At 66.3% G+C, this 16185-nt stretch carries 17 protein-coding genes; 8 read left to right on the forward strand and 9 right to left on the reverse strand.

The features are described from left to right. The first annotated feature begins 3 nt into the window (after positions 1–3). The 4 genes from ACQPXH_RS07400 (at position 4) to ACQPXH_RS07415 (ending at position 4379) form a co-directional block, all read left to right on the forward strand. Positions 4–858: a PHP domain-containing protein gene (locus tag ACQPXH_RS07400; RefSeq protein WP_433601552.1), complete on the forward strand. Its 855-nt coding sequence runs from the start codon at positions 4–6 to the stop codon at positions 856–858. Continuing rightward, positions 855–1121 carry a hypothetical protein gene (locus ACQPXH_RS07405; RefSeq protein WP_433601553.1) on the forward strand — a complete coding sequence of 89 codons (267 nt, stop codon included), beginning with the start codon at positions 855–857 and terminating at the stop codon, positions 1119–1121. Before ACQPXH_RS07400 ends, ACQPXH_RS07405 begins: the two co-directional genes overlap by 4 nt. A gap of 51 nt (positions 1122–1172) precedes the next feature. Further along, on the forward strand, positions 1173–2744 hold the full coding sequence (locus ACQPXH_RS07410) for an FAD-binding protein (protein ID WP_433601554.1): 1572 nt from the start codon (positions 1173–1175) through the stop codon (positions 2742–2744). A gap of 438 nt (positions 2745–3182) precedes the next feature. Beyond that, the gene (locus tag ACQPXH_RS07415; protein WP_433601555.1) at positions 3183–4379 is read left to right on the forward strand and encodes an NAD(P)-dependent malic enzyme; all 1197 of its coding nucleotides are present in this window, start codon (positions 3183–3185) and stop codon (positions 4377–4379) included. Between the two features lie 66 nt (positions 4380–4445). On the opposite strand, the gene ACQPXH_RS07420 is transcribed toward ACQPXH_RS07415, so the two are convergent. Both ACQPXH_RS07420 and ACQPXH_RS07425 read right to left on the reverse strand, forming a co-directional pair. Then, on the reverse strand, positions 4446–4862 hold the full coding sequence (locus tag ACQPXH_RS07420; RefSeq protein ID WP_433603352.1) for a CBS domain-containing protein: 417 nt from the start codon (positions 4860–4862) through the stop codon (positions 4446–4448). A gap of 151 nt (positions 4863–5013) precedes the next feature. Beyond that, positions 5014–5649, reverse strand: a complete 636-nt coding sequence (locus tag ACQPXH_RS07425) for a maleylpyruvate isomerase family mycothiol-dependent enzyme (protein WP_433601556.1) — start codon at positions 5647–5649, stop codon at positions 5014–5016. A gap of 90 nt (positions 5650–5739) precedes the next feature. Here ACQPXH_RS07425 and ACQPXH_RS07430 point away from each other — a divergent pair, with 90 nt between their 5' ends. Next, the gene (locus ACQPXH_RS07430) at positions 5740–6177 is read left to right on the forward strand and encodes a MarR family winged helix-turn-helix transcriptional regulator (RefSeq protein ID WP_433601557.1); all 438 of its coding nucleotides are present in this window, start codon (positions 5740–5742) and stop codon (positions 6175–6177) included. A gap of 3 nt (positions 6178–6180) precedes the next feature. Here ACQPXH_RS07430 and ACQPXH_RS07435 read toward each other — a convergent pair whose 3' ends face one another. Genes ACQPXH_RS07435 through ACQPXH_RS07450 form a run of 4 tightly spaced genes read right to left on the reverse strand, consistent with a single transcriptional unit; the run spans position 6181 to position 9651 of the window. Continuing rightward, positions 6181–6897, reverse strand: coding sequence for an ABC transporter permease (locus tag ACQPXH_RS07435; RefSeq protein ID WP_433601558.1), 717 nt, complete (start codon positions 6895–6897; stop codon positions 6181–6183). Next, complete coding sequence (locus ACQPXH_RS07440) at positions 6894–7556, reverse strand: ABC transporter permease (protein ID WP_433601559.1); 663 nt, start codon at positions 7554–7556, stop codon at positions 6894–6896. The genes ACQPXH_RS07435 and ACQPXH_RS07440 overlap by 4 nt, the downstream gene beginning before the upstream one ends. Beyond that, positions 7553–8749, reverse strand: a complete 1197-nt coding sequence (locus tag ACQPXH_RS07445; protein WP_433601560.1) for an ABC transporter ATP-binding protein — start codon at positions 8747–8749, stop codon at positions 7553–7555. Before ACQPXH_RS07445 ends, ACQPXH_RS07440 begins: the two co-directional genes overlap by 4 nt. Further along, positions 8710–9651, reverse strand: a complete 942-nt coding sequence (locus tag ACQPXH_RS07450; protein ID WP_433603353.1) for an ABC transporter substrate-binding protein — start codon at positions 9649–9651, stop codon at positions 8710–8712. The genes ACQPXH_RS07445 and ACQPXH_RS07450 overlap by 40 nt, the downstream gene beginning before the upstream one ends. Positions 9652–9837: 186 nt before the next feature. Between ACQPXH_RS07450 and ACQPXH_RS07455 the strand changes: the two genes are divergently transcribed. The 3 genes from ACQPXH_RS07455 (at position 9838) to ACQPXH_RS07465 (ending at position 13226) form a co-directional block, all read left to right on the forward strand. Further along, on the forward strand, positions 9838–10776 hold the full coding sequence (locus tag ACQPXH_RS07455; protein ID WP_433601561.1) for a glycine betaine ABC transporter substrate-binding protein: 939 nt from the start codon (positions 9838–9840) through the stop codon (positions 10774–10776). Positions 10777–10994: 218 nt separating this feature from the next. Further along, positions 10995–11687 (forward strand): PadR family transcriptional regulator, encoded by a 693-nt coding sequence (locus ACQPXH_RS07460; protein ID WP_433601562.1) that lies wholly within the window; start codon positions 10995–10997, stop codon positions 11685–11687. 57 nt (positions 11688–11744) lie between these two features. Then, a complete protein-coding gene (locus tag ACQPXH_RS07465; protein ID WP_433601563.1) occupies positions 11745–13226 on the forward strand; it encodes a DHA2 family efflux MFS transporter permease subunit in 1482 nt (493 codons plus the stop codon). Positions 13227–13269: 43 nt separating this feature from the next. On the opposite strand, the gene ACQPXH_RS07470 is transcribed toward ACQPXH_RS07465, so the two are convergent. From ACQPXH_RS07470 to ACQPXH_RS07480, 3 genes are all read right to left on the reverse strand, one after another. Beyond that, entirely contained in the window at positions 13270–13896 is a 627-nt protein-coding gene (locus ACQPXH_RS07470) for a Uma2 family endonuclease (protein ID WP_433601564.1), read from the reverse strand. Positions 13897–14005: 109 nt separating this feature from the next. Then, positions 14006–15865: a molybdopterin-dependent oxidoreductase gene (locus tag ACQPXH_RS07475; protein ID WP_433601565.1), complete on the reverse strand. Its 1860-nt coding sequence runs from the start codon at positions 15863–15865 to the stop codon at positions 14006–14008. Next, entirely contained in the window at positions 15858–16151 is a 294-nt protein-coding gene (locus ACQPXH_RS07480; RefSeq protein WP_433601566.1) for a hypothetical protein, read from the reverse strand. Before ACQPXH_RS07480 ends, ACQPXH_RS07475 begins: the two co-directional genes overlap by 8 nt. Positions 16152–16185 lie beyond the last annotated feature (34 nt).

Here is a 16185-nt window from a genome sequence, read left to right on the forward strand (position 1 = left end):
GGCGTGCGCATCGACCTGCATACCCATTCGACCGCGTCCGACGGTACCGACACCCCGGCCGAACTCGTCCGTAACGCGGCCGCGGCCGGCCTGGACGTGGTCGCCATCACCGACCACGACACCACCGCCGGGTGGGCCGAGGCGGTCGACGCGCTACCGAAGGGATTGACGCTGGTGCGCGGCATGGAGATGTCGTGTATCGGGCTCGGTGAGGACGGGTGGCCGGTCCCGGTGCACCTGTTGGCTTACCTCTTCGACCCGACCGACCGGTGTTTCGCCGACGAGCGGGAACGCTTGCGCGCCGAACGCGTCGAGCGGTTGCGCGCGATGGCCGAGCGCATGCGCGACGACGGACTACCCATCGATCCGGATGCGGTCCTGGCCTCGGCCGGACCGTCGGCGGGGCGTCCGCATCTGGCGCGCGCACTCGTCGCGGCCGGTGTGGTGCCGACCGTGGACGCGGCCTTCACCGAATTGCTGGCCCCGCACGGCCCCTACTACGCGGAGAAGGCGGATACACCGCTGCGCCGGGCCGTCGAGATGATCGCGACCGCGGGCGGGGTCAGCGTGCTCGCACACACCCGCGCGCGTAAGCGTGGACGGCTGCTGGCGATCGACGATATCCGCGAGCTGGCCACGCTCGGACTCGGCGGGCTCGAGATAGATCACCCGGACCATTCCGCGGCCGATCGCGCGCTGCTGACGGAGTTGTCCGCCGAACTCGGTCTCATCACCACCGGTTCGTCGGACTATCACGGTTCCAACAAAACCATCCGGCTAGGTGAATTCACCACCGACCCCGCGCGATTCGAGGAACTCGCGGGCAAAGCGACGGGCGTGCCGGTGATCGCCTCGTGAGAGTGCTGCGCGGACTCAGCGGGATCGTCGCCGGTGGGATGTTCGTGCTGGCCCTCGTCGTTATCGGGGCTGCGATAGTAGCTGCTCGGCGCGGCTTTCCCGGACCCGGCGGCGAATCGGTGACGTGGCATGTCGCCACTTCGGCGATCGGCCTCGGCGCACAAATTTTTTCAGATCGTCATCGGGGTTTGGCAGCTTTTTCCGGATCGGTGGTCGTTTTTATAGTCGCCGGGATATTGCTGTGGACACAGTGGTGGAGCTGATATATCCGTAACGGTTGCGGCAACATGAATTGTGGTCGAACATTTTTCTTTGTGACGGAATTCGAGACGGATGTGCTCGTGCTCGGCGGCGGTCCCGCCGGGACCTGGGCCGCCATCTCCGCCGCCACCGCGGGCGCTCGGGTGACGCTCGTCGACAAGAGCCGCTGCGGAGCGAGCGGGCCGACCGCCGCCGGGACGACCTCGCTGTGGAATATCCCGCCGGGGACCGCGCGAGACGAGGCGGTGCGGCGCGCATACGCGCACGGCGGCGGGCTCGCCGATCCGGAATGGATGCTGCGCGTACTCGACGAAACGCACCGGCGGGTCGAACAGCTCGTGGCGTGGGGTTATCGGTTTCCTGGTGAGGGCAACGGCGCAACGCCATTGCGGGTATGCCTCGACGGCGCAAGCTATCTGCGTCGGATGCGCCGCAGCCTGCTCGAAGCCGGAGTCCGAATTCTCGATCACCATCCCGCCATGCAACTGCTCATCGATCGCGACGGCGCGGTCGCCGGTGCGGTTGGGATGCAGCGGCACAACGGCTTTCGGCCCTGGACCGGCCGAGCCGGGGCGGTCGTCGTCGCCACCGGCGGCTGCGCCTTCCTCTCCGGCGGCGCAGGCACCGATGTGGATACCGGCGACGGACTGCTGTTGGCCGCCGAGGCGGGCGCGCAATTGTCGGGCATGGAATTCTCCAGCGCCTACGGTCTGATACCGGATGTGCCCGCACCCCGCGACACCGCCTTCGCTCCCGGGCTGGCACTGCATTTCGCGACGCTCTACGACGAATCCGGTGCGGAGATCAGCGGTCATCGCTCGGCGGCATTCACCGCGATCGCGGATGGCCGCCGGATCTACGCCGCCCTGGATGATGTGCCATATCCGGTCCGGCGCTGGCTCTCCAGACAGGGGCTGGTCGACCACACCCGCCGGGTACCGCTGCGCGCGGTGCTGGAGGGGACGGTCCGCGGGACCGGCGGGTTGTGCATAGGCGGGACCGACTGCGCGACCACGGTGGTCGGCCTCTACGGCGCGGGCGATGTGATGACGCGAGAGCCGATCACCGGCGCGGTCAGCGGCTTCGGCGGTCAGGGCGGAGCATGGGCCATCGCCTCGGGCGTGTGGGCCGGAAAAGGGGCCGCGCGCTACGCGCGTGGGCGCGGCGTGCTGGGTCCAGTACGTGAGGTGGCCGGTGCGGGACTGAATCCGGTGGCCCGCATCGATCCGCGCGCGGTGGTCGGGTTGGTGCAGGAGCACACGCTGCCATTGCGGCGCAGCTACTGGCGCAGCGCCGGAAGTCTGCGCGACAGCATCGGCGAGCTCGACGCCATGTGGCCGGGCGCCGACTTCGATCTCGGCGGGTTCGGTGTGGACCGGTTGCGGGCCAGGCAGGCGGCGGCGCTGCTTGCGGTGGCACGCTGGACCAAATACAGTGCGCTCGCGCGCACGGAGAGTCGCGGGATGCACCGGCGCACCGATCATCCAGGCGCGGCGGCGGATTGGCGGGTGCGGCTGACCTCCGGCGGACTCGAGGCGGTGTGGGTGCGCCCCGGGGTTGCCGATACGATGCCCGAGCCCCCGGCCCGGCCGGAACTCACCGCGGCCGATCCGCTCCCGTGGTGACAGCTCACCGGATACCGCTGACGAACTGCGAGTTCCTGCTTACCCCCTGGTAATTCCCGCGACCTACCCTCGAAAGATGACGCTCGACCGGGACACGACACGCCGGTTTGGCAATGCGTCCTCCGGGCTGGCAGAATGTTGCGGATTCCCGCCTACGCCACCGCCGGGTTCGGGAACAACGGCGATCACCGCCTCGCGACGCACCGTCGCGACCCGAGGATCGCCCCGCACGTTTCGTACGGACACACCCGTCCGACCTTCGCTCTGCGGATCAGTGCCGCGCCACGTTTCGGTAGTAGATCGTCGCATTTCCGATGCTCTCGGTTCGACCCGAAATGTCCCGGTCAGCGCACTCGATGAGCGTGTGAAACAGCTAAGACCCATGTACCCGGCGGTAACCGTCCCCCCGGCTTGTCCGACCCGATCAGGAGTGAAATCGTGTCATCTGTGACTGACGCAGCGAATGCCACCGCAAGCCTTTCCGAAATCACCCAGGAAGAGATTTTCGCGGGCCACCTAGGCGGCAAGCTGTCGGTCGAACTCGCCGCGCCGCTGGACACCCAGCGCGACCTTTCCATCGCCTACACCCCGGGTGTCGCGAAGGTCAGCCTGGCCATCGCGGAAGACGAGGCGCTGTGCAAGCGCTACACCTGGACCGACCGGCTCGTCGTGGTGGTCAGTGACGGCACCGCGGTGCTCGGTCTCGGTGACATCGGCCCGCGCGGCTCGCTGCCCGTGATGGAGGGCAAGGCGGCACTGTTCAAGAAGTTCGCCGGATTGAACTCGATCCCGATCGTCCTGGACACCAAGAACGTCGACGAGATCGTGGAGACCGTCATTCGGCTGCGCCCGAGCTTCGGCGCGGTGAACCTGGAGGATATCTCGGCGCCGCGTTGCTTCGAGATCGAGCAGCGGCTCATCGAGGCCCTTGACTGCCCCGTCATGCACGACGACCAGCACGGTACCGCCATCGTGGTGCTCGCCGCCCTCAACGGCGCGGCCAAGGTGCAGGGTCGTGCCATCGAAGGCATGAAGGTCGTGGTGTCCGGTGCGGGCGCCGCCGGTGTCGCATGCACGAACATCCTGCTCGCCGCGGGTGTCAAGGACGTGACCGTGCTCGATTCCAGGGGCATCGTGAACCGCGAGCGCGGCGACCTCAACGAGGTGAAGGCCGAACTGGCGCAGCGCACCAACCCGCGCGGTCTCGCCGGTGGTGCGGCCGAGGCGCTGGACGGCGCCGATGTGTTCCTCGGACTCTCCGCGGGCACCATCGCCGAGGAACTGATCGCCTCGATGGCGCCGGAGTCGATCGTGTTCGCCATGTCGAACCCGAATCCGGAGATCCACCCCGATGTCGCGCACAAGTACGCCGCGATCGTGGCCACCGGGCGCAGCGACTTCCCGAACCAGATCAACAATGTCCTCGCGTTCCCCGGCGTCTTCAAGGGCGCGCTGGACGCGGGCGCGCGCCGCATTACCGAGGGCATGAAGATCGCGGCCGCCGATGCCATCCTCAGCGTGGTCGCCGATGAGATCGCCCCGGACAAGATCGTGCCGAGCCCGCTCGACCCGCGCGTCGCCCCGGCCGTTGCCGAGGCGGTGGCCGCCGCCGCCCGCGCGGAGGGCGTCGCCTGATTTCGACCCGGAAATACGGGGCTGCTCATTCGGATGAGCAGCCCCGTATTGCGTTGTGCGGGTTGATCAGTGCGGAACGAAGACGGCCGAGACGAATTCTGCGATTTCGGCGTCGCTGAGGTTCTTGGCGATATCGGATTCGCAGATCATGCCGACGAGTCGCTTCTTGTTGTCGATCACCGGCAGCCGTTTGATCCGATCATGCTCCATCATGTCCAGTACCTCGCGGACGTCGGCATCGGCGGATATCCAGCGCGGGGTGCCCTCGGCCAGATCCCCGGCCCGTACCTTGCTCGGATCATGGCCCATCGCAATGCATTTCACGACGATGTCGCGATCGGTGAGCATGCCGACGAGCCGGTCTTCGTTGCCGATCGGCAGCGCGCCGATATCCAGCCTGCGCATCATCTGCGCGGCCCGATCCAGCGTTTCGTCGGCGGGGATCCACTCCGCGTTTTCGTGCATGATGTCGCGCGCCTTCATAGAGCGACTGTTCACGGTACGCCTCCTGGTCTCGGATGAGTGATCCCGCAGAATTCGGCTCCGCGATCGTGCGTCGAGCATCCGCGAAGCAAACTCCTGCGGCCACGTCACATCGTGACCCATGTCACATCATTGGTCAATGCCGGGGCGGTCAGCGCAGGCGAGCGGTCATCGTTGCGACGCCGTCGCCCGCCAGCAGGTCCATTGCCGCTGCGCGGCCGGTGACCAGGAGTAACAGTGCGGTGATCGGGCCGCGGATCTCCGGTCCGCTGCCGTGGATCCAGTCGACGTCGGATGCGACAAGGCGGATGCCGTCGAGGCGGTGTTTATCCCATACCGGCCATCCGACGGTTACCGCATGGGCGGCCGCGGCTGCCGCGGCGGCTGGTTCGATCGCGATCGTGCGATCGAGCGGAATTGCGATGTCCTGACCGTGCACCATCGTGTCGAACAGGATATTGCGATAGTTGGTGAGCTTGGGCAGCGTCCGGGAACCGGCGTTGGTGTGAATCGCCGAAACAATTTCCGCGGCTGGATGTTTCGCGTAGCGCCTGGTGAGGTCATCGATGAACCGGTTGTAATTGCCACGTGCGCGCATGCCGGTGCCGAGCATGACGCCGATCGGGGGTGGCTGCGGTGTCAGCGCGATGTGTGCGGCGACCTCTCGGACTCGCCAGCCCGCGCACAATGACGGTTTTTCCCACTCGTCGGCGGAAAGGTCGGCCAGCAGGTCGGCAATCGCGCGCCGCTGCTGTTCGATCGTCTGCCAACAGGTTTCGCGGTCCATGGTGCGCTCCCGAGTTCGGACCTCTTGTAAGGTTGGTCAGATAGACTTACCAAATATAGTAAGCTTATCTGATCAACGTCAAGGAGTGGGATGGCCGACGACGATATGAATGTGGGCCTGCTGATGTTCATTGCCCACCGATCGATGGAGGACCGGATCTTCGCCGACCTCGCCGAGTCCGGATACGACGACATCACCGTCGCCCAGGGGCGGCTCGCGGCGCGCATCGGTCCCGATGGCAGCCGCCTGACCGAATTGGCCGAGCAGGCCCAGGTCACCAAGCAAACCGCCGGATTCCTGGTCGATCAGCTCGAGCGCGCCGGCTATGTGCAGCGCGTGCCGGACCCGAGCGACGGTCGGGCACGGTTGGTCGTGCTGTCCGAACGCGGGGCGAAGATGGCGGCGTACGCGAACTCCGTCGCCGATCGGATCGAGGCCGAATGGGCGACGCACCTCGGCGTGCAGCGCATGCGGCAGCTGCGCGAGACGATGGCCCGGCTGCGCGAAATCACCGATCCCTATGCCTGAGTTTTATTCCACGGTCTGCAGGATTCCGGCAGGGGTCACGGGCAGCTGAGAGGTACGACGCAGGCGACCCGTACCGGGTGCGCTGGCCCAGACCGCGAAAGCCAGCAGGCCGTCCATGACCATGGCGAGGACTGCGACCAGCAGGGCTCCCACGAGGACCCGGTCGTAGCGGTAGACGGCGATGCCGTCGAAGATGTAGCGGCCCAGACCGCCCAGGTTGACGAAGGCGGCGATGGTGGCGGTGGCGATGACCTGCAGGGTGGCCCCGCGCAGGCCGGTGAGCAGGATCGGCAGCGCGTTGGGGACCTCGACGCGGAACAGGATCTGGCGCTCGGTCATGCCCATGGCGCGTGAGGCGTCCACGACATCGGCCGCGACATTGGCGATTCCGGCGTAGGCGCCGGCCAGCAGCGGCGGAATGCCGACCGTGACGAGTGCGAGCAGCGGCGGAATCAGGCCGAGTCCGAGGCCGAGCACCAGGAAGGTCAGCAGGCCGAGGGTGGGCAGCGCGCGCATGGCATTGGCGAATCCGACCAGCAGCGCGGAACCGCGACGGGTGTGCCCGATCACCAGCCCGAGTGGGAGCGCGACGGCCGCGGAGACGACGACGGTCAGGAAGCTGTACCAGAGGTGCTCGGCGATGCGGTGTTGGATACCCGCCGGGCCGCTCCAGTTCGCGCCGTCGGTGAAGTAGTGCCAGGCATCGATGAAAAGGTTCATGCCGCAGCACCTTTCGCCATCCTGGTGTCCGCGCGTGTCCACGGCGTCGCCCAGCGCCCGACGGCGTACACCAGGCGGTCGAAGATCAAGGCCAGCGCCAGTGTCACGATGATGCCCGCGATGATCTCGTCCGGGTAGTCGCGCTGATAGCCCTGGGTGAAGAGTTTGCCGAGCCCGCCGACACCGATCAGCGCGCCGACCGAAACCATGGCGATATTGGTGACCACCACAACGCGCAGGCTGGAGACGAAAACCGGTATGGCCAAAGGCATATCGACGGTCACGGTGCGCCGCAGCGAACTGAAGCCGACGGCGTCGGCGGCGTCGATGACGGTGGGCGACACCGAATCCAGTGCCGTCGGCACCGCGATCACCAGCAGTGCCGTCGAATACACGGTGAGCGCGATGATCACATTCAGCGGATCGATGGTCGAAATCCCGGCCAGCGGCGGAATGATCACGAACAGGGCCAGTGACGGAATGGTGTACGACAGGCTGGCCGCCGTCACCGTGACGCGCCGCAGCCAGGAGATCCGGCGCACCAACGCGCCCACCGGAATCGCGATAATCAGCCCGAGCAGTAGCGGCACCAACGCGAGATACAGATGCATCTTGGTGAAACCCATGATCTCGGAGAAGTTGTCGATCAGATACTTCATGCGTTTTCGGTTTCGAAGAAATGCCGATTGCGCTCGTCGTCCTCCAACGTGCGCTGCCCGGCGAGCTGCTGGAGTACCTCCGGAGCCCGGATACCGCCGCGAGCTGCACCGGAATCGTCGACGGCGACACCGATTCCCGACGGTGAGGAGATCGCCGCGTCCAGCGCCTGCCGGAGGTCGCCGTCCGGCGGGAAGAGCGAGCCGCCCGCGGCGATGCTGTCGTGCAATGCCCGCCCGGCCCGAAGGCTCTCTACGCCGGTGACATCGATCCACCCGCGCGGAACGCCGGAATCGGTGACCACCAATACCCATTCGCCGCGGTCCAGCCGCAATTCGGCGAGTTCGGGTTCGATCGCGGTGTGAATCGCGTGCAGTGTCAGGCTATCCGCACTGCGGAACGACAGTGCTCGATAACCGCGATCACGTCCGACGAATCCCGCCACGAAATCTGTTGCGGGCGCGGCGAGTACGCGCTGTGGCTCGTCGTACTGCTGGAGGACGCCGCCCGGCCCGAACACCGCGATCCGGTCGCCGAGTTTCACCGCCTCATCGATGTCGTGGGTGACGAAGACAATGGTTTTGCGCAATTCCGCTTGCAGCCGCAGCATTTCGGCCTGCAACTCCTCGCGCACCACCGGATCGACCGCGCTGAACGGTTCGTCCATCAAAAGCACCGGCGGATCCGCGGCGAGTGCCCTGGCCACCCCGACCCGCTGCTGCTGTCCGCCGGAGAGCTGGGCCGGATACCGGTTGGCCAGCGATCGGTCCAACCCGACCCGGTCCAGCACCTCTAGTGCCGCGGCGCGGGCCGCGCGACGCCGAACTCCTTGCAGCACAGGCACGGTCGCGACATTGTCGACGACGGTGCGGTGCGGCAGGAGTCCGGCGCTCTGGATCACGTATCCGATACCGAGCCGCAGCTGGACCGGATTCACCGTCGAAATATCCGCGCCGCCAACGGTGATGGTGCCCGAACTGGGTGTGATCATCCGGTTGATCATGCGCATCGAGGTGGTCTTGCCGCAGCCCGACGGTCCGACGAAGACGGTGAACGAACCGGATTCGATGCGTAGATCGAGATCGGAGACGGCGTGCGTGCCGTCCGGATAGGTCTTGCTGATACGGCTGAATTCGATATCGGACACGCTGGCTCCTACCCGGTGGGCTTGTTCAGCCCTTGGGCGGCGACCCATTGTTGTGCTGCGGCCTTGGGCTCGGTCTTGCTGCTACCGGAGACCGCCTCGTTGAGCTTCAGCAGTTCGTCGGTGGTGAGTTTCGCGGAGACCGCGTTGAGCGCGGCGAGCGCCTTATCGGTCTTCTTGGCGGAGTTGAACAGCGGCACGACATTCTGGGCGGGGAAGTTGTGCTTCGGATCCTCCAGGACCACCAGGTTGTTCTGGGCGATCGCCGGGGAGGTGGTGAAGATATTGGCCGCGGTCACCGTGCCCTCGACCAACGCGCGCACCGTCGCGGGTCCGCCGCCGTCGGCGATCGGTACGAAATTGTTCGCCGCGATATCCAGGTTGTAGTTCTTCTTCAGACCGGGCAGACCGCCTGCGCGCTCCTGGAATTCGGCGGGCGCACCGAATTTCACCTCGGCCGAATGTGCGGCCAGATCGGCGATGCTGTGCAGGTTCCAGCGCTCCGCGGTGGCCTTGGTGACCACGACCGCGTCCGAGTCCTGGCCCGGGGCCGGTGTGCCGACGGCGAGATCGGAACCCGTGGAACCCAGCGCTTTGGTAAGGGCGGCGTCGATATCGGCTGAGCTGGCCGCGGTGGCGTTCTTGTCCAGGTACTGCAGCAGGTTGCCGTTGTACTCCGGAATCACCGAGATCGCGCACTGGCGCAGTGCCGGGATATACGCTTCGCGGCTACCGATATTGAGTTTGGTGTCGACATTGAATCCGTTGGCGCGCAATACTTCCGCGTAGATATTCGCGACCGTTTCCGATTCCGGGAAGTTCGCCGAGCCGACGGTCAGCCCGTCGCCCTCGCAATTGCCCTTGGCCGCAAGCGGATCGGAGTTGCCACAGGCGGACAGGATCATGGCGGCGGCCAATGCCGCGGCTGCAACGAGTACACGGGCGGCGCGCAGCGTCAGCCGCAGCGCGAACCGTCCGTGCCGCGCGGCATCGGGGTTGATCGTGGTTTTCACTGGAGTCCTTCCGGCATGACGGGCGGTGCGAGAAGCCGTGCTCGCACGGCCACCCGGTACATTCTGGTTGTTCATACTGCCCGCTGCACGCAGTTCCTGTTCACTACCGAAGGTTGGTGTCGCCGGATGGGGTTGGCCGCGTCGAGGCGGATGCTGGCACGGTTCGTGGTCGTCACGGCCGTCGGGCTGGCTGTTTCCTGCGGAAGCGACGATTCGGGCCCGACGATAGCGGTCGGCGCGGGCGATTCGATGGAATCAAATCTGCTTGCGCAAATTTATGCGGGCGCGTTGGCGCGGACCGGTGCGCGCACCTCGGTCACCGCCGATTTCGGTGATCGGGCGGGCTATCTGGCCGCACTGGATGCGGGCACGGTGACCGTGGTCGGCGAACACAGCGGCGAACTGCTCACCTTCCTGAATGCCGACGCGCAGGCGCGCAAACCCGAGGTGCCGACCGAGGTGGTGCCGACCGAGGTGGCGGACAAGTCCGCACCAGTTCGGCTGTCGGTGACCGAGGAATTGAACCGGTCGCTGCCGGAAGGGCTGGCGGTCTCCGATCCCGCCGACGGCACGGATATGCGAGCCCGGGTGCTGCTGACCGAAGCGGCGGGCAAGGACGTGCGGTCGATCGGTGCGCTCGCACCGAGGTGTGGCGAGATCCAGGCCGGGGTGGCACCGGTGCCCGGCGTGCTGCAAACGGCTGCGCCCGTGCGGATTGCCGGTTGCGACTTCGCCGGCACCAGGCCCTATCCCGACGCGACTGCGCTGCGAAAGGCCTTGCTGGACGGCGAAATCCAGGCCGGAATCCTGACCGGCCCGCCCGCGCTGACCCCCGGTGCGACCGATGGGCTGACGGTCCTCGCCGACAACGACTACGCGGTGCGAGCCGAGAATGTGCTCGCGATCTACCGCAAGGGTCTGCTCGATGATCGGCAGATCAAGAAGCTGAACTACGTCGCGGGTGAGCTCACGACGGACGAGTTGGCGGAGATGATCCGCAAGGTCGGCGAAGGTGCCGCTGCCGCGGAGGTGGCGCGCACCTGGTTGGACAACCACGCGCTCTAGCAAATCCCCTGGTCACGACGGCCCGAGCGGCGACGCTCGGGCCGTTTTGCTATGTCGCCGATCACATTTCGGTTCGATCCCGCGGTCTTGTGAGCGGACTGTTCCGCGCCGTATATTCCATCTGGAGTATTTGATTCGGAGTATGTCAGTGGCCCTGGCTATCGTGCTCCGGGAATTCGATCTCGCATCCGCGAGTGTTGTGCAGGAGGTGACCGAAAATGGGGCAGCACGCGCGCCCGTCGGTGACGCCGTTGGCGATCGCCGTGCTCGCGCTGCTCGACGAGCGGCCCATGCATCCCTACGAGGCGTATCAACTGCTGATCGCCCGTCGGGAGGACATCTTGGTGAAGGTGCGTCCGGGCTCGCTCTATCACACGGTGACGCGGTTGGCCGACCAAGGAATGGTGCAGGCCGAGGGGGTCGACCGGGACGGGAATCGGCCGGAGCGCACCACCTACCGGATCACCGAAAGCGGCCGGGCGGCATTGCGGTCCCGGGTGGCCGAGATCCTGCGCAATCCCGGGCGGGAGTACCCGGTGTTCCCGGTCGCGCTCGCGGAGGCGCACAACCTGCCCGCGCCGGAAGTGCTCGCACTACTGCGGGAGCGGGTCGAGCGATTGGCGCAGGACCTCGCCGATGTCGACATGATGAGCCAGTGGGCGGGCGTGCACGCCATACCGCGGCGCTACTGGATCGTGCTCTCGTACCTGCGTGCCGCCATCGCCGCCGAGATCGCGTGGGTCGACAACCTGATCTCCGAACTGGACAGCGGCGAGATGGAGTGGGACGAATTCGATCCGGCCACCGGCGTCCGCACAACCGAACATCGGCACCCCTGGTCCGACCAGGAACATTCCGAACCACCCCCGGTGCCGCGCCGCTGGAACGAGACGAGCGCGTCATCGCCCTGATGTGTATCGGTGCGCACACGCCCTCCAGAACAGACATCCGAGATAGGAACCAAATCCATGACCACACAACGCAATCCGTGGCTGGCGCTGTTCGCGCTGGTCGTCGGGTTCTTCATGATCCTGCTGGATATGACCATCGTCGCGGTCGCCAATCCGGCGATCATGACGGATCTGCAGGCCGACATCTCCCAAGTCATCTGGGTGACCAGCGCGTACTTGCTGACCTATGCGGTGCCGCTGCTGGTCACCGGTCGGCTCGGCGATCGCTACGGGCCCAAGAACCTGTACCTGATCGGTCTGGCCGTCTTCACCGCCGCCTCGCTGTGGTGCGGTCTGTCCGGATCGATCACCATGCTTATCGCTGCGCGGGCCGTGCAGGGTCTCGGCGCCGCGATGATGACGCCGCAGACCATGGCGGTGATAACCAGGACCTTCCCGCCGGACAAGCGCGGTGCGGCCATGGGTCTGTGGGGCGGTGTCGCCGGTCTGGCCACGCTGGTCGGCCCGATCCTCGGCGGTGTGCTGGTCGACGGGCTCGGTTGGGAGTGGATCTTCATCGTCAATGTTCCGGTCGGCATCGTCGCGTTCGCGCTCGCGGTCTGGCTGGTTCCTGCGCTGCCGACGCATGAGCACAAGTTCGACATCACGGGTGTGGTGCTCAGCGGTATCGGTCTGTTCCTGCTGGTCTTCGGTATCCAGGAGGGCAATACCTACGACTGGTCGCCGCGCATCTGGCTGATGATCGGCGCGGGTGTTGTTGTGCTCGCGGTGTTCCTGGTGAATCAGTCGCGCAATACCGGTGAGCCGCTGCTGCCGTTGGGGCTGTTCCGTGATCGCAACTTCGCGATGTCGAATGTGGCCATCGCGGCCATGGGCGCGGCGGTCACCTCGCTCATGGTGCCGACGTACTTCTACCTGCAGGCGGTGCGCGAAATGTCACCGACCAAGTCCGCCTTGGTATTCGCGCCGATGGCGATCGTCACCGGTGTTTTCGCACCGATCATCGGCAAGGTCTCCGACAAGCTGCACCCGCGTCTTGTGCCCACCATCGGATTCATCGGATTCTCGGTGTCGATCTTCTGGTTCTCGGCAGTGATGACACCGCATTCGTCACTGGCGTGGTTCCTGGTCTCGGCCGCGCTGGCCGGTTTCGCCAACGCCTGCATTTGGGCGCCACTGGCTTCCACCGCCACGCACAACCTGCCGATCCAGTTGGCCGGTGCGGGCGCGGGTGTCTACAACACCACCCGGCAGGTGGGTTCGGTACTCGGCAGCGCCGCGATCAGCGCCTTGGTCGCGGCCCGGATGAGCGCAAACGGGCTCGGCAGCGGCAAGGTCTCCGAAGGCAGTGCGGGCCGAGGGCCCATCCCCGAATTCGTCAAGGACGCCTTCAGCACCGCCCTCGGCCAAGCCATTCTGCTCCCCGCGGGCATCCTCCTGATCGGTGTAATCGCCTCGGCCCTCTTCATCAGCCACGGCAAGTCCGCCGCATCCGGCCCGAAGACCGACCTGGCCAAGGCCGACGCCGTCGGCGTCTGAATTCTGCGTGCCCCGTGCGCATTCCGCGCACGGGGCACACCCGTCAGCGGGCCAGACCCGTCAGCTGGGTCCAATCGATGGTGATCCGAATCGGTAGGTCGACGGTGGTGTGTGGCTCGTCCGGCGTCAACTTCGCATGAGGTCGGTACTGACCGAGGACATGGTCGAGTACGAAGATCTCGATCACGGAGACGCTGTTATCGCCAATCCGGACAATCCAATACCACGGGATACCGGCAATGGCGTACTCCGCTTTCTTCTCGACCGGGCCGATCCTCGTGGTGCCCGGCGACACGATCTCGATGACCAGCTTTACCAGGTCAGCGGGCAGCGGTCGGAGATCCGCGGGTGCACAGTCGTAAATGCCGAGATCGGGTCGCCTGATGGTTGTTCGCGGCGTTTCCCACAGCAGCACATCGAAGTCGATACTTGTGTCCAGGCATTCGTCCCGGCATTGGTCGACGTGCTCGGCGATTGCTCGGTCGACCATGTGTGCAAGTCTGAACGTCGCTGTCTGATGCGGTCGACTCGGCGCTTCCGCCCGGACTGCTTCGCCGTTCTCCACCTCGACCAGGCGGCAGAAGTCTTCGGGAAGTTCCTTCCAAATCTCCACCGTGATCGGCTCCGGCTGCAGGTTCTCTTCCCGCGCCCAATCGAATACGGCGGACATGCTGCTCCTCGGGACCGGCAACGAGTATCGGGCCGATCCTATCGTGACAAGCGCAACCGGCTGGTGAGCGCGCACCGGGCCAGAAATGTTGTCTAACGCGCTGTAATCGTCAGCCGACCTGGATGGTGGTGGAGGGGTAGCCGGTGGCGCCGTCGGGGACTACGGGGGCGCGGGCTTCGGTTTGGGTTTCGCCGGTGCCGTCGGTGGCGCGGGCGCGGATGGTGTGGGGGCCGGGGGTGGCGTTCCAGTCGTAGACCCATTGGCGCCATGTGTCGATGGACTGTTCGGTAGACAGGCGGGCGGGTTGCCATGGGCCGTCGTCGATTTGGACTTCGACGGCTCGGATGCCGCGGTGTTGGGCCCAGGCGACGCCGGCGATGGCGGTGTGGCCCGGTTGCAGTTTGGCGCGAGTACGCGGGGTGTCGATGCGGGTGCCGGTTTTGATGGGGCCGTAGGCGGACCAGCCGCGACGGGTCCAGTAGGCGGTGGCGCGGTCGAAGCGGGTGATCTCCAGTTCGGTCACCCATTTGGTGGCGGAGACGTAGCCGTACAGGCCGGGGACGACCAGCCGGGCCGGATAGCCGTGTGCGACCGGGAGGGGTTCGCCGTTCATACCGACCGCGAGCAGCGCGTCGCGGCCGTCGGTGAGTACGGCCAGCGGACTGCCCGCGGTGAAGCCGTCGATGCTGTGCGACAGGACCATATCGGCATCCGGATGCGGTCCGGCCTCGGCGAGCAGTTCGTCCAGGCGGTAGCCGCGCCAGCTCGCATTGCCGATCAGATCGCCGCCGACCGGATTCGAGACACAGGCCAGCGTCACGAGCGTGTCGACCGGTGTGCGTTTGGCGAGATCGTCCCAGCTGAGCTGGATTTCGTGATCGACCATCCCGTGGATACGCAAAGACCAATCGTCAACGGATACCTGCGGGACGATCAGCGCGGTATCGATCCGATAGAAGTCGCTATTGGACGTCAGATACGGCGTCAGCCCAGGCAATTTCAAATCCGCATCGGGTGCGAGCGAAACGGTCGGCCCACTCGGCTCCGGCAACTGAATCGCCGCCCGCTCACCGGAAACATCCCGCCGCTGTGCCCCGATCAGCCGCCCACCTACCGCACCGAGCAACGCCAGCCCACCCGTAATCGCAATGCCCCGCAACACTTGTCGCCGCTGCTGCCCCGAAGTCGCGGGTTCCTTCTCGGCCGCCGCTGCGGTCGAACGCGCCGCCGTCGCGCCGCTACTCGGCGCAAGTTCTTCCGCCGTGACCGAACTGGCCTCAGGGGTCTCCGCCGTGCCCCGGTCGACCGAGTCACGGTGGTCGGCAGTCGATTCCGGTGTCGCCGATGACGATGCTGCCGCGCTCAGCCCAACGTGCTCGGCCCGCTCACTGGGCGTGGCCGACGCGTCGGTGCTGGATGAGTCGGCTTCGGCGGCAGTGGTTTTAGGTGTTGCCGACGTTGCCGTCTGCGGCCTGACCGCGTGGTTTTTTGTGGTCACTGGGGCAGGAGAAGGCGCGGCGGGCTGGGCCGTGCGTGCAGCAGCGGCCGCGTCGTCGATAGCGGAGGTCAGGGCGCGGAGGGCGTAAATGCCTGCGGCGACGCCGATTACGGTGGGCCAGACGGTGGAGAATCCGGTGCGGCCGAAGGCGATGGCGGCAGTGAGCAGGCCGAGGGCGGCCAGGAGCCAGGATCCGCGTGGGTGCTCTGTTCGTTCGATGGCTCCGATGAATCCGGCGACCAGCACGGCCACGAGTGCCATGCAGACGAACAACAGGGTCTTGTCATTGGTGCCGAAGGTTTGGATGACCCATTCGCGCAGGCCATCCGGGGTGTGGTCGATGACGGTGGAGCCGAGAGCGTTCGGCGGCGCGCTGTCGGGGCCGATGAAGGCGGCAACGAGCTCGGACACGCCGAGTGCCAGACCAGCGGCAACAATGCCCGCCGCCACCCGAAAGCGCAGTTCAGCCATGGTCCGAGCCTACTGCCGGGTGCGGACGAGGAATATGACCATTCGGTGACGTGAACCTCGGTCCGCGGACTTGTGGCGCTGGTAGTAGCGAGCGACGCGGACCCGGTTTCCGCAACGCTCGGGTGAGCACCAGCGACGATGCGGGCAGGAACAGCAGAACACAGTCGTCGGCCTCGCAGCGCTTCAGCTTGCCGATCGACGGATCGGCGAGCAGATCGGCGGCTTCGGCCAGGATGGCGGCCGGCTTCTCGGCCGCCGCGCCGTTGCGGCGCAGGGTCGCGGTCACCGCATCGCCGCCCGCAACTCGCGGACAGCGCCTC

The organism is Nocardia sp. CA-135953 (genome assembly GCF_050955735.1).
Taxonomy (GTDB): domain Bacteria; phylum Actinomycetota; class Actinomycetes; order Mycobacteriales; family Mycobacteriaceae; genus Nocardia.

Bases quoted from the DNA above. Each gene is read 5' to 3' on its own strand.
- ACQPXH_RS07475 (WP_433601565.1), bottom strand. From the start codon at position 15,865: ATGGCTGAACTGCGCTTTCGGGTGGCGGCGGGCATTGTTGCCGCTGGT.
- ACQPXH_RS07455 (WP_433601561.1), top strand. From the start codon at position 9,838: ATGGGGTTGGCCGCGTCGAGGCGGATGCTGGCACGGTTCGTGGTCGTC.
- ACQPXH_RS07425 (WP_433601556.1), bottom strand. From the start codon at position 5,649: ATGGACCGCGAAACCTGTTGGCAGACGATCGAACAGCAGCGGCGCGCG.
- ACQPXH_RS07420 (WP_433603352.1), bottom strand. From the start codon at position 4,862: ATGAAGGCGCGCGACATCATGCACGAAAACGCGGAGTGGATCCCCGCC.
- ACQPXH_RS07460 (WP_433601562.1), top strand. From the start codon at position 10,995: ATGGGGCAGCACGCGCGCCCGTCGGTGACGCCGTTGGCGATCGCCGTG.
- ACQPXH_RS07470 (WP_433601564.1), bottom strand. From the start codon at position 13,896: ATGTCCGCCGTATTCGATTGGGCGCGGGAAGAGAACCTGCAGCCGGAG.
- ACQPXH_RS07435 (WP_433601558.1), bottom strand. From the start codon at position 6,897: ATGAACCTTTTCATCGATGCCTGGCACTACTTCACCGACGGCGCGAAC.
- ACQPXH_RS07465 (WP_433601563.1), top strand. From the start codon at position 11,745: ATGACCACACAACGCAATCCGTGGCTGGCGCTGTTCGCGCTGGTCGTC.
- ACQPXH_RS07440 (WP_433601559.1), bottom strand. From the start codon at position 7,556: ATGAAGTATCTGATCGACAACTTCTCCGAGATCATGGGTTTCACCAAG.
- ACQPXH_RS07445 (WP_433601560.1), bottom strand. From the start codon at position 8,749: ATGGGTCGCCGCCCAAGGGCTGAACAAGCCCACCGGGTAGGAGCCAGC.
- ACQPXH_RS07430 (WP_433601557.1), top strand. From the start codon at position 5,740: ATGGCCGACGACGATATGAATGTGGGCCTGCTGATGTTCATTGCCCAC.